We start from the raw sequence: 14,947 nt of genomic DNA, 5'->3' as shown, positions 1-14,947 counted from the left end.
ATGGCCAGAACCCAGCAGCAGCGCCGTGAGGAGACCGTCGCACGGCTACTCGACGCCGCCATCGACACCATCATCGAGGTCGGTTACGCCAAGGCCTCGGCGGCGGTGATCGCCAAGCGGGCCAAGGTTTCCGACGGCGCGCTGTTCCGGCATTTCCCGACGATGAGCGACTTCATGGCGGCCACGGCGCGGGAGGTGGCGCGCCGGCAGGTGGAGTTGGGCAGCAAGCTGGGTGCGGATATCGCCGCCGAGCAGCCGGCGCTGCCGGCGGCGCTGGCGATCCTGCGCGACATCGCCGGCAGTGAAACCAATACCGTGTGGCACGAACTGCTGATGGCGGCGCGCACTGACGAAAAGCTGCGGGGCCCGCTCCAGGCGGTGCTTACCGAGTACATCCACAACATCTACGAAACCGCCAAGCACGGGCCCGGCATGGACCAGATCCCCGAGGATGTCTTCGCCGTACTGCTGACCATCGTGATCAACACGTTCGACGGCGCCGCGATGGTGCGCCGCGTGCTGCCGATGCCGGAACTCGAGGACGCCCGGATCGCCATGTTGGCGGAGTTTGCTCAGTCGCTAACTTCCGGTCAGTTCAGCGGCGTCGCTGCCGTCCCAGAACGGTGAGAGTCCATTCCATGCCTGGGTGTCACTGAAGGACAACAAGATCCGCGCTGCCTCGGTCAATGGATGGTCCTCCCCGACGATGATCGTGCTGTCCTCGACCAGCCGTCGGGCCCGCTGACCGGCCGAAGCGAATTCGTGTCCGGCCCACAGGCACCATGCGAGGTAGTAGCGCCACAGCAACGTCTGGTGTGCATCGTTACCGGCGCCCCGGACGCACTGCGACAACGCCCTTTTCGCCGTCACAACGCATTCGAAGTAGTGTGCTTGCTCGGACTCTTCCTCGTCTGCGGCATCAGCCGCCCTGCTCTCGGCGTCGGGGCAGTGTGGGTCGTCGCTCTGCTCTTGAAGCTCCAGGCTGTAGGCGATATCGCGGGTCGCCTCCAGCAGGTCTTGCCACTCCATGCGTGCTGCGGCCCGCCTGTCCAGAGCCGATAGGGTCAATGGATCCGCATCGCCTCGTCCGCGGGCGAGATCCTCTGCGAGGACCTCCCATTCCGAAATGCGCTCCATCGTGTTGTCAGCTGATTCCGGGATCCACAGCGTTCGGGTATACCGGGCGGTCAACGTGGTGGGATCGTCGTGACCGAGCGCTTTCTCCAGCACCGGGATCAGGTCGTCGAGGTCGGTGAGGGTCTTCGCGGTAACCCCCATCGCCTCACCGTGCCAGCTCACTTGCGCCAGTCGCGCCGCCAACGTTTCGGGGTGGTGCTCACCGAGGAGGCGGACTCGGTGCTGGTGCACTACCAGCGCCTCCATGCTCGCACCGTAGGGATCGCCGAGATCGCGACGAGCCAACGCCGCCCCGTATGCCGCGGCCAGCGTCAGTGGGTGGCGTGCACCGAAAGCGCGAGTGTCGGCACCGCACAGGTGAACCCATCGCAGCAGGCGATCGGCCGGATCTGTTGCGCCGTCGTCGATTGCGGCCAGGGTGTGCCGCGCCCACAACGTATCGCGGTGCTCGGCACCGAGGACGCGCTCCATGGTCGGGAGCAGGTCACGGATGGCTTCGACGGCCCCGGCTTCGCCGAGGTCGTATCGCCAGCTGACCACGAGCCACGCCACAGCGAGCGTGTCCGGATGATCGTTGCCCAGGGTGGTGCGCCGGGCTTCGTGAACCTCGATGGCGCTGCGCAGTGCCCCGCGCAGATCGCCTTCGCTTTGGCGCTCGGCCGCAACAGCCAGCAGTGCATTCAGCGACGCTGGGTCGTCGGTGGTGTCGGATGCCTCGTCACTCATCTTCTGAGGGGGCAGGCACCCGCACGTTCTGCAGCGCTACGGCGCGGGCCAGCCGGGCGTAGCGCAGCTCGAGATCCTTGATGCGCAAATACGTTGACAGCGTGACGAAAACGAACGCGATGATGAGCATGTACTCCATCAGGTCCGTACCGCGGTCCACGCCAAGCCAATTCGCCACCACGGTGGTGTCGTCGGGGCGCAGGATCGCGTAGATGCCGGCTGCCACGAACAACACGAAACCGACCTTCACCCACGCCTTGGACCGTGCGCTGCGCCGTGACCCCAGCAGGTACGCCAACAGCACCAGCACCGCGACGATCAGCAGTGCCTGAATCCAGTTCACCGGGACATCCTCCTGCGTAACAACCCGTCGAAGACGATGTTCACCCCGTTGAGCAGTGGTTGCCCCTTCGACTTCGAGTAGTCGGTGTAGAGGATCTCGACCGGTTCCTCGACTACGCGCCAACGGCTTTCGTAGGCCAGCGAGATGAACTCGCCGGCGTGGCTCATGCCGTTCATCGTGAGGTTGAGTTCGTCGGCGACCAGCTTGTTGAACACCCGCAGTCCGTTGTGCGCGTCGGTGAGCCCGAAGGCGCGGCTCTGTGGGCTCAGGAATGCCGCCGCACGCAGGATGATCCGCTTCAACGGCGGGGTGTGCGTCACCGCATGGGCGTCCGGATTGGCGAACCGGGTGCCCACCACAAGATCGGCGCCGTCGGTGTCGAGCCGGTCGATCATTCGCACCACGTCCTTGACCTGGTGCTGACCATCGGCATCGAACGTGGCGAACACCCGGGCCCCTGGCCGGCTGCGCGCGTATTCGACGCCGGTCTGGATCGCCGCGCCCTGACCGAGGTTCACCGGATGGGGGACGACGTGCGCGCCGGCCCGCACGGCCAGGTCGGCCGTGCCGTCGCGGCTCCCGTCGTCGACACACACCACGTTAGGGAAAACCGAGCGCACGTCCGAGATGACGTCGCCGATGATGCTCGCCTCGTTGAAGGCGGGGATGATGATCCAAATGTCGTGAAAGCGCATGTCGATGGGCACCAAACTACACTCCGGCCTTATGTCGCGGCCGGAGCCGCTCCGTTTCGTGCCAGCGTCGCGCGCGCCAGCGCGCCCAGGTGAACCGCGATGCCCACCAGCGGTCCGCACAGCAGTGCGATGACGGTCCGGGTCTCCAGCCCGACTGGCAGCAGCAGCAGCGCCACGGCCGCGACAGTGGCGATGATCCAGCCCAGTGCGTAGGCCCGGTGCAGGGCGGCTGCGACCGTCGCGGCGCCGGTCAGCGTGAGCATGGCGATGGCGACAGCGGCGGCGGTCAGCCAGGCCAGCAGGGGTCCGCCCGCCCGGTACTCGTCGCCGAATCCCACCCGCAGCAGCCACGGCCCCAGCAGTCCGGCCGCGGTCACACCCACGGCACCCAGCGCGGCCACGGCGGCGGCGGGGGCCAGCAATGCCCGCAGCCGCTTGTCGCGTTGGTCGACGAAGTGCGCGATCAGGTTGCCCTGCATCGCGGTGAGCGGAACCAGCAGCGGTGCGCGTGTCAGCGTCACGGCCAGGATCACCACACCGCCGGCCGCACCCAGGTCACCGGAGGTGGCCTTGAGCAGCACCGGGAATCCCATCACCAGGATCGCGCTGGCGCCGGCCGCAGCGATCGAGTGGGCCGCCCCGCGCAGGAACGTCGCGGGACTGCCCGCGGTGAGCAGGCCGGCGGCCAGGCGCGCCGCCGGTGCCGCGATCAGCATGATCAGCCAGGCCACCGCGCCGGCCACGGTGGCCCACAGGAATCCGGCCAGGCCCCAGCCGAGAACGAACGTGGCGGCCGCGACAGCCACCCGGATTCCCGCGTCGGTGACCATCAGGGCCCCGTACTCGGTCCAGCGGTTCACTCCGGCGAGCATGCCGAGCAGGGTGGCGTGCAGGCAGAATCCGGCCAGTCCGACGCTGAGCAGCACCACACTCAGCGCCCGGGACTCGGCGAATACGTGCGAGCTCCACAGCGGTGAGCTGAGCGCGATCACCATGGCCGCGACGATGCCGACCAGCCCCGCGATCCGCATCGGGTGGGTGCTGGGGCTTCCGGAGAGGTCACGGTGACGTGCAGAGCGGACTTCGCGGGTGGCCTCCTGCAACAGCCCGTTGGCGGCGCCGGTCACCAGGCCGAACGCGCCCCAGAACACACTGAAGATCGAGAAGCCTGCCGGCTCGAGGTCGCGGGCGGCCAGATACAGCACGGCATAGCCGCACAGTGCGCTGATCGCCGTCGCCAGCCCGACGCGGGCGACGCTGCTGCGCGTTATCGGTCCAGTTGCTGGGGCGGCGCCGCCATCGGTCACAGGTCTGGCAGCTCTTTCGAATACAGCCACGCCTGCCACAGCGGCTGCAGCGGCTCGTCGGTGTAGCCGGCGGCCAGCCCGGTGAAATCGTCGGTGAACGCCGTGCTGTGACGGTAGCGGGCTGTCCAATCCCTCAGTAGCGCAAAGAAATTGCGGTCACCGATCAGGGTGCGCAACGCGTGCAGGGTCAGTGCGCCGCGTTTGTAGACCCGGTCGTCGAACATGTCCTCGGGCCCGGGATCGGAAAGCAGCAGATCCTGGGGCTTGTCGCGCAGCCGTTCGTAATAGTGCTCGGCCCACTCCGCGGCGGTATGCCCGCCGCTGTGTTCGGACCACAGCCACTCCGCGTAGCAGGCGAATCCCTCGTGCAGCCAGATGTCGCGCCAGCGTCGCGCCGTCACCGAGTTGCCGAACCACTGGTGGGCCAGTTCGTGGGCGATCAGCCGTTCGGCGCCGCGGTGCCCGTCGCAGTGGTTGGCGCCGAAGATCGAGATGCCCTGGGCCTCCAACGGGATCTCGAGATCGTCCTCGGTGACCACCACGGTGTAGCCGCTGGCCAGCGGATAGGGGCCGAACATCTTGATGAAGAGCTTCATCATCTGCGGCTGGTCTTGGAAGTCGTGCTCGAAATTGCGGCGCAACCGGGCAGGCAGCACTGCGTGCATCGGTACCGGTGTCTTGGTCAGCCGGTGGTTCTCGTACTGGCCGATCTGCAGGGTGATCAGGTAGGTCGATGTGGGTTCGGCCTGCTCGTAGGTCCACACGGTGTGCCCGGCGCGGGCCTTTCGGGAGATCAACTCGCCGTTGGCCAGGGCGTAGTAGGGGCTGTCGGTGCTGATCTGGATCCGGTAGCTGGCCTTCGAACTCGGATGGTCGTCGCACGGGAACCAGGAGGCCGCCCCGTTGGGTTGGCCGGCCACCAGGGCGCCGTTCGACAGTTCCTCGAAACCGACGTCACCCCAGAAGGATTCGATGGGGCGCGGGGTTCCGTTGTAGCGGATGACGACGGTCATCGCGGCGCCGGCCGGCAGTGCCGTGGGCAGCGTGATCGACAGCTTCCCACCCGAACATCGGTACTGGGCGGGGCGGCGGCCGTTCACCGAGACCCGCGACACCGTAAGGGCGTCGGACAGGTCGAGGGTGAAGTTGCGCACCGCGGCCAAGGTCACCGCGGTGATGGTGACGGTCCCGGCCAGCCGGTTGATCGCGACCTTGTATTCCAGGTCGAGTTCGTAGCGCGACACCCGGTACCCGAAGTTGCCGTTGCGCGGCAGATACGGGTCGATCACGGGTTGGGGTACCAACTTCTTTGCGGCTTTCTTCGATCGGGTCACGCGGCCGGGTCTTCTGTCTTCTTCGCAGTCTTGTCCGGGTTTTTGTCGGGGGCCTTGTCGCCCCCGCGTTTCTTACCGAACATGTTCCACGGTGCGATCGGGTTGCCCTGCCAGCGCGTCGACGGTGGTACCTCGTCGCCCCGCATCACCAGCGACCCCGGCCCGACCGTGGCACCGGCGCCCAGGCGGGCCGCGGGCAACGCCACACAGTGCGGTCCCAGCGTCGAACCTTCTTCGAGCACAACGCTGTCCAATCGCATGATGCGATCGTGGAACAGGTGGGTCTGCACCACGCAGCCGCGGTTGACGGTCGACGCCGTCCCCAGCGCCACCAGATCGGCTTCGGGCAGCCAGTAGGTTTCGCACCACACGCCGCGCCCGATCGAGGCGCCCAGTCCGCGCAGCCACAGGTTCATCACCGGGGTGCCGCTGGCGGCCCGGGCGAACCACGGTGCGGCGACGGTTTCGACGAAGGTGTCCGACACCTCGTTGCGCCAGACGAACGACGACCACAAGGGATGCTCGACCGCGCGAATCCGGCCGACCACCAACCACTTTGCGATCACGGCGATGGTCCCGGCCAGCAGGCCGGCGGCGAGCAGGACCAGACCCCCGGTCAGCGCCGTCCACAGGAAACCGAACCGGATCGTCACGGCCTGCATCGCCCCCAGCACCGCGACGCCGATCGCGAAGGTGACGATCACGGGGATCAACCGGCAGGTCTCCACTGCCGAGCGCATGATCTTGAGCCGGGTCGACGGGTGGAACGTGCGGAGCGCGTCGGCGGCGGTGGCGTTGCGGCGCAACCGGACCGGCGGGCTGCCCAGCCACGACGAGCCGGCCTTCGCCTTGTGCGGCGTGGCCGACAGGACGGCCACCAGGCCGTCATTGGGCACCTTGCGGCCCGGCTGCGTGATACCGGAGTTGCCGAGGAAGGCTCGCTTGCCGATCGTCGCCTTTGCGACGTGGATCCAGCCGCCGCCCAGCTCGTAGGACGCCACCATGGTGTCGTCGGCGAGGAACGCGCCGTCCTGCACCTCGGTGAACTTCGGGGTGAACAGGGCGGTCGAGATCTCGGTGTCCTTGCCGACTTTCGCGCCGAGCAGGCGCAGCCACCACGGCGTGAGCAGGCTGGCGTAGATCGGGAAAAGGTAGTTGCGGGCGGCGTCCATCAGGCGTTCGGTGGTCCACAGCTGCCAGCCCACGCGGCTGCGCACGGGATGGTAGCCCTCGGACAGTCGCACCGAGAGGATGCGCACCCCGATCACGGTCAGCGCGGCGTAGGTCAGTAGTGCCACCGCGGCGGCGGCCGGCGTCCATGCCAGTGCGGGCAGCAGCGCGTCGGCCGGTGAGGCGGTGCCGTGTATGCCCCAGACGATCACCGCGAGGCCCGCGGCCAGGGCCAGCAGCGGCAGGCCGGCCAGCAGCAGCGAAGACACCCCGTACACCCCGACCCACAGCGGGGCGCGTCCCGGCCGGTGATCGGGCCACGGGTGGCGGGCCTTGCCCGATTTCACCGCGGGTGAGCCCTTCCAGAACTGCCCGTTCTTGACCTTGCCGGTCACTGCCGAGCCGGGCGCGACATCGGCGTTCTTGCCGATGCTGGCCCCGGGTAACAGCGTGGTGCGGGCGCCGATCGTGGCGTCGTTGCCGATCGTCACGGGCCCGACGTGGAACAGGTCGCCGTCGATCCAGTGCCCGGTGAGGTCCACCTCGGGTTCGACCGAGGCGCGATGACCGATCTTGAGCATGCCGGTGACCGGCGGCGCCGAGTGCATGTCGACGCCCTTGCCGACGGTGTTGCCCAGGGCGCGGGCGTAGTAGACCATCCACGGTGCCCCGGCCAGGTTCTCGGCGCCGCTGGCATCGGCCAGTCGCTCGGCGATCCAGACCCGTAGATGGACCGGGCCGCCGCGGCGGTAGGTGCCGGGCTCAAGCCCGCCGAGCAGCATCCGGGCGAACAGCACCGCGATGCCCATGCGCCCCAGTGGTGTGACGAACAGCAGGAACCCGGCCAGCACCCACCACCAGCTGAGCGGGTGCGCCCACGGCACGATCCCCGAGATGGCGGCGATGTTGTTCAGCAGTGCCAGCCAGACCACCCACTGCATTCCGGTGAGGGTGGCCAACGGCAGCGACAGTGCGACCTGTGCGGCCTGAGTCAGCAGCGGGGTCGGCTTGACCTCGCGGGCTTGGATCGTCGGCGGGGGTTTGAGTTCGTCGAGATAGCCGGCGAGTGAGCCGAGCCGGGGATGGTCGTAGAGGTCGGCGACGGTCACCAGTGGGTAGCGCTGGCGTAGTGCGGCGACCAACTGCGCGGCGGACAGGGAGCCGCCGCCCAGGGCGATGAAGTCGGCCTCCGGTCCTTCGACCGCCGTACCGAGAACGTCGCGCCACAACCCGGCCAGCCAGCCCATGGTGCCGTCGAGTTCGGGGGCGTCCTGATCGGCACCGCCCGGCGGCGGCCACGGCAGTGCATTGCGGTCCACCTTGCCCGACGTGCGGGTCGGGAGTTCGTCGAGCAGCACCAGGCGGGGCACCAGCGCGGCCGGCAGCGACTCGGACAGCGCCACCCGGGCCGCGCCGAGGTCGAAGTCGGGATCGGTACTGGCGATGTAGCCGACGAGCAACGGGGTGCCGCTGGCGGTCTTGCGGACCGCGGCCGCACCGCCGCTCACACCGGGCAGGTGCACCAGCGCGTTGTCGACCTCACCCAGTTCGATGCGGCGGCCGCCGACCTTCACCTGGTCATCGGCCCGGCCCTGGAAGTACAGGCCGTCGTTCTCCAGACGGACCAGGTCGCCACTGCGGTAGGCCCGGTTCCAGCCGAGCGTCGGCATCGGGGCGTACTTTTCGGCGTCCTTCTCCGGATCGAGGTAGCGGGCCAGGCCGACGCCGCCGATCACGAGTTCGCCGACCTCACCGACCGCCACCGGCAAGCTGTCCTTGTCCACCACCGCCAGGTCCCAGCCCGCCAGCGGCAGGCCGATGCTGACCGGTCCCTGGCCGTCGAGTTGCGCGGCGCAGGCCACCACGGTCGCCTCGGTGGGGCCGTAGGTGTTCCACACCTCGCGGCCGTCGACTGCCAAACGGGCGGCCAGCTCAGGTGGGCAGGCCTCGCCACCGAAGATCAACAACCGGACGGCTTCCAGCGCCTCCGCCGGCCACAGCGCCGCCAGCGTCGGCACCGTGGACACCACGGTGATGTCGCGGCTCACCAGCCACGGGCCCAGATCCATGCCGCTGCGCACCAACGACCGCGGGGCGGGCACGAGGCAGGCGCCGTGCCGCCAGGCCAGCCACATCTCCTCGCACGAGGCGTCGAAGGCCACCGACAGCCCGGCCAACACCCGATCGCCAGGGCCAATCGGGTTGTCCTGCAGGAACATTCGCGCTTCGGCATCGACGAATGCGGCGGCGCTGCGGTGGGTGACGGCCACACCTTTCGGGGTACCGGTCGAGCCCGAGGTGAAGATGATCCAGGCGTCGTCGCGCCCGAGTGGCTCGGCGGCGCGCCAGCCGCGCGACGATCCAGGCCCGCGGACCAGGCCGGCCTCGGTGATCACCCCGACCACGTTGGCCTCGCCGAACACCAGCTCGGCCCGTTCGTCGGGGTCGTCGGCGTCCACCGGGACGTAGGCGGCACCGCAGGCCAGCACCGACAGGATTGCCACATACAGCGCATAGCTGCCCGAGGGCATCCGGATTCCGAGCTTGTCGCCGCGGCCGATACCGCGTGCCGCCAACCAGGCCACGCTGTCGGCGACATCGGCGATGAGCTCGGAGTAGGTGAGTTGTACGGAACCGTCATCGAGGGCCGGCGCGTCGGGAAAACGCCTGGCGGTGTCGTTGAGGATGTCGACGAGTGTGCGTGGCTCGGGGGCCAGTGGGGATAGCACGTACTGCGGTGGAATCTCGTGTGCACTGGCGGCAGCTGTCACGAGTACAAACTACTAAGCCCGCGTCGAGACGGCTCGCCGGTCGGTGCGGCGTGCCGGTTCGATTTCGATTCGTGGGGTCCGTCAGGCAGACTGGTCGGCGGAGGGGAGTATTCCTTCGCTGCGATGTCGTCATCACGTCGGTCGTCAAATGATCGATCGGTGTCGCGGGCCGGTGCGGGTAGCCGGTGGAAGAGACCTCCGGCGTTTTGACGACCGGAGGATTCTCGATGCAGGTAACTCAGCTGGAATGGATCATCACCCTGGCGGTGACGATCGCCGTTCTGCTGTTCGATGTCGTCGTGATCGGGCGACGCCCCCACGAACCCACCACGCGGGAGACCGCGACGTACCTGTCGATCTACATCGGCATGGCGGTGGCGTTCGGTGTGTGGGTCTGGTACTTCCACGGCCACCAGTTCGGGCTGGAGTTCTTCGCCGGGTGGCTCACCGAATACAGCCTGTCGGTCGACAACCTGTTCATCTTCTTGATCATCATGGCCAGCTTCAAGGTGCCGAGGATCTACCAGCAGCAGGCCCTGCTGGTCGGCATCATCCTGGCGCTGATCTTCCGCGGCATCTTCATCGCGCTCGGCGCGGTCGCGATCAACGAGTTCTCCTGGGTGTTCTACATCTTCGGCGCGTTCCTGGTGTACACCGCGATCAACCTGGTCCGGGACACCGACCACGACGACGACGGCGACAACGGGGTGGTGCGGTTCGCCCGCAAGCACCTGCGTACCACGGACCAGTGGGACGGCTTGAAGTTGTGGGTGCACGACAATGGCAAGCGGCTGATGACGCCGATGTTCCTCGTGATCGTCGCTCTGGGCACCACCGATCTGCTGTTCGCGCTGGACTCGATCCCGGCGATCTACGGCCTCACCCAGGAGCCCTACCTGGTGTTCACGGCCAACGTGTTCGCCCTGATGGGACTGCGGCAGCTGTACTTCCTGCTCGGTGACCTGCTCAAGCGGCTCGTCTACCTGTCGCAGGGACTGGCGTTCATCCTGGCCTTCATCGGCGTCAAGCTGGTGCTGCACGCGCTGCACGAGAACGAGCTGCCGTTCATCAACGGCGGCGAGCCGGTGCACGTCCCGGAGATCCCGACGCTGGCCAGCCTCGGTGTGATCATCGTGACGCTGGCCATCACCACCGCCGCCAGTCTGTACAAGACTCGGGTGCGTGACGCGCGGTAGTCCCTTGGATTCCGGCTGAACGTAACTCTGTGCAGGTGCGTTATTTGCACTTAGCGTGGCCGGGGTGCGGATATTCGTGGCGGATGCCGAGGCGTGGACCGAACTGACCGACGGTGGGGCGCCGACGGCGCGGATCTCCGCGCCCGACCTGGCGCAGGCGCGCCGGATCCGGTCCGGTCTCAAGTCGGAGGACGAGGACGTCTCGGTGATCCTCGACGTCACGGTCGCGGTGGCCGGAGAGTTCAGCTCCGCCTACCGCTCGGCGCACAGATGGCATGAGCCGGCCGGTCCCGAGGCGCAGGTGCGCTACATCGGGACAGTTGACGGCCTGGCCGGCCTGATCGCGGACATCGAGGCGGCCGAGGTGGCCGACGGGGTCACCCTGATCGCGGCCGGGTCCGATCAGGATCCGCGGGTGCTGGGCGATGACGTGCTGCGCCGGCTGGAGCTGCGCTCGCAGGCGCGAGCCTCCTGATCTCGAGCCCGCAATCGGTCGACTGCCGGGGAATTGACGCGTACGTCTAGGTATTCTCAACAACGTCGTCACTAAAGCAGAGGTCAGCGCGACCGGGTGGCCTCAGTGAGTGAAGGACGTGATCCCATGCGCGCGGAGCAGACCTACCCCTCAGCCACACTCGCCGGTCCCGCTCCAGGGCGGCGATTGTCGCTGTTGCTGGTCGAGGACGACCGGGGCGATGCGTTGTTGGTCGAAGAGCAGATCGCCGACGTGGCCGGCACCGCCGACATCGACCTGGCTTGGGTGCAGTCCATGTCGGCTGCGGAGCGGTCATTGATCGAGTCCCGCCCCGACTGTGTGCTGCTCGACCTGAACCTTCCCGACGCGGACGGCATCGATGCGCTGCACCGGTTGGGCAAGCTTGATCCGGCGATCCCGATCATCGTGCTCACCGGCCTGAACGACGAACACTTCGGCGTCTCGGCGGTCGCTTCGGGAGCGCAGGACTATCTCGTGAAAGGCCGTGTCGACCCGGAGATGCTGCGGCGGGCCGTCGTGTACTCCATCGAGCGCAAACGCGCCGAGTTGACCGCGGTGGACCTGCACGCGAGCCGACTGCGGGAACGGGAGAACGCGCGCCTGGAGCGTGGCCTGTTGCCGTCGCCACTGCTGTTGGAAGAACCGGGTGTCGAGGTCGTCACGCACTCGCTGCCGAGCCGTCGCGACGCCTTGCTGGGTGGTGATTTCTACGACATCGTCCAAACGCCGGACCGGACGGTGCACGTGATGATGGGCGATGTCGCCGGCCATGGACCGGATGAGGCCGCATTGGGGGTGGCGCTGCGCATCGGTTGGCGTGCACTGACATTCGCGGGCCTCCGGGGAAACGAGCGGATGCGTCAACTGGACCGCGTGCTCACCACCGAGCGTCCAGGTCCGGGGATCTTCGCAACGTTGCTCAGCGTGGCGCTCGATCCCGACAGCGGGGAATACGACGTGGTCCGTGCCGGTCACCCCGGCCTGCTCGCGCATGGTCCCGACGCCGTGCAGTGGATCGAACCGGAGGCGGGTTCGGCGCTGGGTCTCGGCGCAAGGGAGTGGCCCGTCAACCGACTGGCACTGCCAGAAGAGCACGGTCTGCTACTGCTCACCGACGGATTGTTCGAGGGACACGCTGGCCCCGGCGGCGCCCGTCTGGGCGAAGAAGGATTGCTCGAGTTGGCCAATTCGCTTGCGGCGCTACCCGGGCGCGACTTCGTCGGTGCACTGGTCGCCGAGGTCGAATCCCGCGCGCGGCCGCACGGCGGTCTCAGCGATGACATCGCGATGATCAGAGTGGAGCGTTCGTCGGTATGAAGCTCACGGTGCAAGGTTGGCAGAACCTGCTGGTGTCGGTGATGTGTGTGATCGTCCTGACCGGTGCGATCGCAGGCATCGCGCTGGTCTCCCGAACCGACGCCGTGTCGCGAGAGCTCATCGACAACATTCAGCCCGCCCGGGTTGCGGCGTATCAACTGCAGGCGGCGCTGCGGGATCAGGAGACGGCTGTGCGTGGATACGCCATTGCCGCGGACCCTCGGTTCCTCGATCCCTACGGCGACGGACAGGGTGCGGAATCGGCTGCGGCAGCGGATATCCGCGGTTACCTGGCCGACCACGACGGCCTGCTGGCCGATCTCGCTTCGATCGAGACTGCGGCGGCGGCCTGGCGGGCCAACTATGCAGAGCCGCTCATCGCCGGCGTCCAGGTGGGTCGGCCCGCGGTTGTCGACCCCCGCACCGCAGATCGCGGCAGGGCTGCATTCGACGGACTGCGCGAACTTTTCGACGTGCAGAACGCCAACCTCAGTCAGGCCAGGCAGGCCAGCGTCGACGAGCTGGACCACGTCCGGACCTGGCGCAACGGCGTGGTGATAGCGATGATCGCGGCGTTCTTCACCATGGCGGTGTTGTTGACGGTGCTGGTGCGCAGTGCGGTCACGCGACCGCTTGCGGCGCTGGCAGCCTCGTGTCGGCGGATCACCGAGGGCAACTTCGCGCAACGCATCGTCCCGCAGGGCCCCAAGGACATTCGGGCGATCGCCGTCGATGTCGAGGACATGCGGCAGCGGGTCGTCGAAGAACTCGACGCGTCGCAGTCCGCCAAGGATGCCCTCGATCAGCAGGCAGATGAACTGCGCCGGTCCAATGCCGAACTGGAGCAGTTCGCGTACGTGGCATCGCATGATCTCCAGGAGCCGTTGCGCAAGGTTGCCTCGTTCTGTCAGCTGCTGGAGAAGCGCTACGGCGACAAACTGGACGAGCGGGGGGCCGAGTACATCGGCTTCGCCGTCGACGGGGCCAAGCGCATGCAGGTACTGATCAACGATCTGCTGACGTTCTCGCGGGTGGGCCGGCTCAACGCCACTCATGCCGAGGTGAACCTCGACGACGCACTCGACAGCGCGCTGAAGAACCTGGCCACCTCCGTCGGGGAGTCGGGTGCCGAGATCGAGCGACCGGACGAGCCGTTACCGCAGATAGACGGTGATCCCACACTCATGACCATGCTGTGGCAGAACCTGATCGGAAACGCGGTGAAGTTCCGTTGCGAGGGGGTGGTGCCCCGGATCGTCATCGACTGTCGGCCGGGTACCGGTGAACTGGCCGAGAACTGGGTATTCAGTGTTTCGGACAATGGAATCGGCATCGGCGAGGAGTTCGTGGACAAGGTGTTCGTCATATTCCAACGCCTGCACGGACGTGACGCCTTCAGCGGCACCGGTATCGGGCTCGCGTTGTGCAAGAAGATCGTCGAGCACCACGGCGGATCCATCTGGATCGACACGTCGTACTCGCCCGGAACCCGGTTCATGTTCACCCTGCCCGTCACGCCCACGACCGTGCCCGACGTCGTGCCGGAAGCCCAGTTGGAAGGAAGTCCCAAGTGACCTCATCCGTCAACCGAGCCATTGACATCCTGTTGGTCGAAGACGATCCCGGTGACGAGCTCATCACCCGGGAAGCCTTCGAGCACAACAAGATCAAGAACAACCTGCACGTTGCCCGCGACGGCGAGGAAGGCCTGGACTTTCTGTATCGGCGCGGCGCCTTCGAAGGTGCGCCGCGCCCGGATCTGATCCTGCTCGACCTGAACCTGCCGAAGTACGACGGCAGACAGTTGTTGGAGAAGATCAAGTCGGACGTCGAACTCTGCCACATCCCGATCGTGGTGCTGACCACGTCGTCAGCCGAGGAGGACATCCTCCGCAGCTACAAGCTGCACGCCAACGCCTACGTCACCAAGCCCGTCGACCTGGACCAGTTCATGAGTGCGGTCCGTCAGATCGACGAGTTCTTCGTTCAGGTGGTGCGGCTTCCGCAGTTCTGATCGATCTGATCCCACTGCAGGCGGACTTCGGTGCCTTCGTGGTTCGTGTCGATGACGGCTCGATCTGTGAGCGCGCGCATCAACGGGATACCGCGACCGCGGGCCGGGTTCTTGTGGTCTGTCTCGGCGATCCGCCACACGCCCTCATCGGCGACGGTGACGGTGAGTACCGCCTTGTCCCCGTCGTAATCGGCCCGGACGTGCATCAACCCGGGCGCCGAGGCATCGACATACGCGAATTCCGCGGCGTTGGCCAGCGCCTCGTTCACGGCCAGGACCACATCGCTGGCCTTGGTGGGATCGAGCATGAGATGCGTGCTCAGCCAACTGGAGAACTCGCGGCGTATCAGCGCCGCATCTTCCGGTGCGGCCCTGACATCCTTCGTGAACTGAGCTGACTGGCCTGCTTCTGTCATGTCGACCTGCTGGCTACCCCGTTGT

13 protein-coding genes are annotated in these 14,947 nt (G+C 67.1%); 6 read left to right on the top strand and 7 right to left on the bottom strand.

All coding sequences use genetic code 11. The features are described 5' to 3' along the window. A complete protein-coding gene (locus AC4ELH_RS25475) occupies positions 1 to 627 on the top strand; it encodes a TetR/AcrR family transcriptional regulator (RefSeq protein ID WP_064883987.1) in 627 nt (208 codons plus the stop codon). Here the strand turns inward: AC4ELH_RS25475 and AC4ELH_RS25470 are convergent. From AC4ELH_RS25470 to AC4ELH_RS25445, 6 genes are read right to left on the bottom strand one after another with little or no spacing between them, the layout of a single operon-like run. Continuing rightward, positions 580 to 1,863 carry a hypothetical protein gene (locus AC4ELH_RS25470; protein WP_498887511.1) on the bottom strand — a complete coding sequence of 428 codons (1,284 nt, stop codon included), beginning with the start codon at positions 1,861 to 1,863 and terminating at the stop codon, positions 580 to 582. The genes AC4ELH_RS25475 and AC4ELH_RS25470 overlap by 48 nt on opposite strands. Next, on the bottom strand, positions 1,856 to 2,206 hold the full coding sequence (locus tag AC4ELH_RS25465) for a DUF2304 domain-containing protein (RefSeq protein ID WP_064958155.1): 351 nt from the start codon (positions 2,204 to 2,206) through the stop codon (positions 1,856 to 1,858). The genes AC4ELH_RS25470 and AC4ELH_RS25465 overlap by 8 nt, the downstream gene beginning before the upstream one ends. After that, positions 2,203 to 2,901, bottom strand: a complete 699-nt coding sequence (gene ppgS / locus AC4ELH_RS25460) for a polyprenyl-phospho-N-acetylgalactosaminyl synthase PpgS (protein ID WP_448445649.1) — start codon at positions 2,899 to 2,901, stop codon at positions 2,203 to 2,205. The genes AC4ELH_RS25465 and ppgS overlap by 4 nt, the downstream gene beginning before the upstream one ends. 29 nt (positions 2,902 to 2,930) lie before the next feature. Next, a complete protein-coding gene (locus tag AC4ELH_RS25455) occupies positions 2,931 to 4,208 on the bottom strand; it encodes a lipopolysaccharide biosynthesis protein (protein WP_448445392.1) in 1,278 nt (425 codons plus the stop codon). Next, a complete protein-coding gene (locus tag AC4ELH_RS25450) occupies positions 4,205 to 5,542 on the bottom strand; it encodes a M1 family metallopeptidase (RefSeq protein WP_064883981.1) in 1,338 nt (445 codons plus the stop codon). The genes AC4ELH_RS25455 and AC4ELH_RS25450 overlap by 4 nt, the downstream gene beginning before the upstream one ends. Further along, entirely contained in the window at positions 5,539 to 9,483 is a 3,945-nt protein-coding gene (locus AC4ELH_RS25445) for a Pls/PosA family non-ribosomal peptide synthetase (RefSeq protein WP_498887508.1), read from the bottom strand. The genes AC4ELH_RS25450 and AC4ELH_RS25445 overlap by 4 nt, the downstream gene beginning before the upstream one ends. 227 nt (positions 9,484 to 9,710) lie before the next feature. On the opposite strand from AC4ELH_RS25445, the gene AC4ELH_RS25440 reads away from it, so the two are divergent. The 5 genes from AC4ELH_RS25440 (at position 9,711) to AC4ELH_RS25420 (ending at position 14,506) form a co-directional block, all read left to right on the top strand. Then, on the top strand, positions 9,711 to 10,679 hold the full coding sequence (locus tag AC4ELH_RS25440; protein ID WP_064884074.1) for a TerC family protein: 969 nt from the start codon (positions 9,711 to 9,713) through the stop codon (positions 10,677 to 10,679). A 55-nt stretch (positions 10,680 to 10,734) separates the two neighbouring features. After that, on the top strand, positions 10,735 to 11,154 hold the full coding sequence (locus AC4ELH_RS25435; RefSeq protein ID WP_448445396.1) for a hypothetical protein: 420 nt from the start codon (positions 10,735 to 10,737) through the stop codon (positions 11,152 to 11,154). A gap of 126 nt (positions 11,155 to 11,280) precedes the next feature. Next, on the top strand, positions 11,281 to 12,492 hold the full coding sequence (locus tag AC4ELH_RS25430) for a PP2C family protein-serine/threonine phosphatase (RefSeq protein ID WP_448445651.1): 1,212 nt from the start codon (positions 11,281 to 11,283) through the stop codon (positions 12,490 to 12,492). Further along, complete coding sequence (locus AC4ELH_RS25425) at positions 12,489 to 14,066, top strand: sensor histidine kinase (protein ID WP_498887505.1); 1,578 nt, start codon at positions 12,489 to 12,491, stop codon at positions 14,064 to 14,066. The genes AC4ELH_RS25430 and AC4ELH_RS25425 overlap by 4 nt, the downstream gene beginning before the upstream one ends. Next, positions 14,063 to 14,506 carry a response regulator gene (locus AC4ELH_RS25420; protein WP_036442566.1) on the top strand — a complete coding sequence of 148 codons (444 nt, stop codon included), beginning with the start codon at positions 14,063 to 14,065 and terminating at the stop codon, positions 14,504 to 14,506. The genes AC4ELH_RS25425 and AC4ELH_RS25420 overlap by 4 nt, the downstream gene beginning before the upstream one ends. Here the strand turns inward: AC4ELH_RS25420 and AC4ELH_RS25415 are convergent. Beyond that, positions 14,479 to 14,922 carry an ATP-binding protein gene (locus tag AC4ELH_RS25415; RefSeq protein ID WP_064883969.1) on the bottom strand — a complete coding sequence of 148 codons (444 nt, stop codon included), beginning with the start codon at positions 14,920 to 14,922 and terminating at the stop codon, positions 14,479 to 14,481. The two genes, AC4ELH_RS25420 and AC4ELH_RS25415, sit on opposite strands and share 28 nt — an antisense overlap. Between the last annotated feature and the right edge of the window lie 25 nt (positions 14,923 to 14,947).

This window comes from Mycobacterium shunyiense (assembly GCF_058270075.1).
Note: the sequence above shows the minus strand (reverse complement) of the source record. Positions and strands in the feature narration are given on the sequence as shown.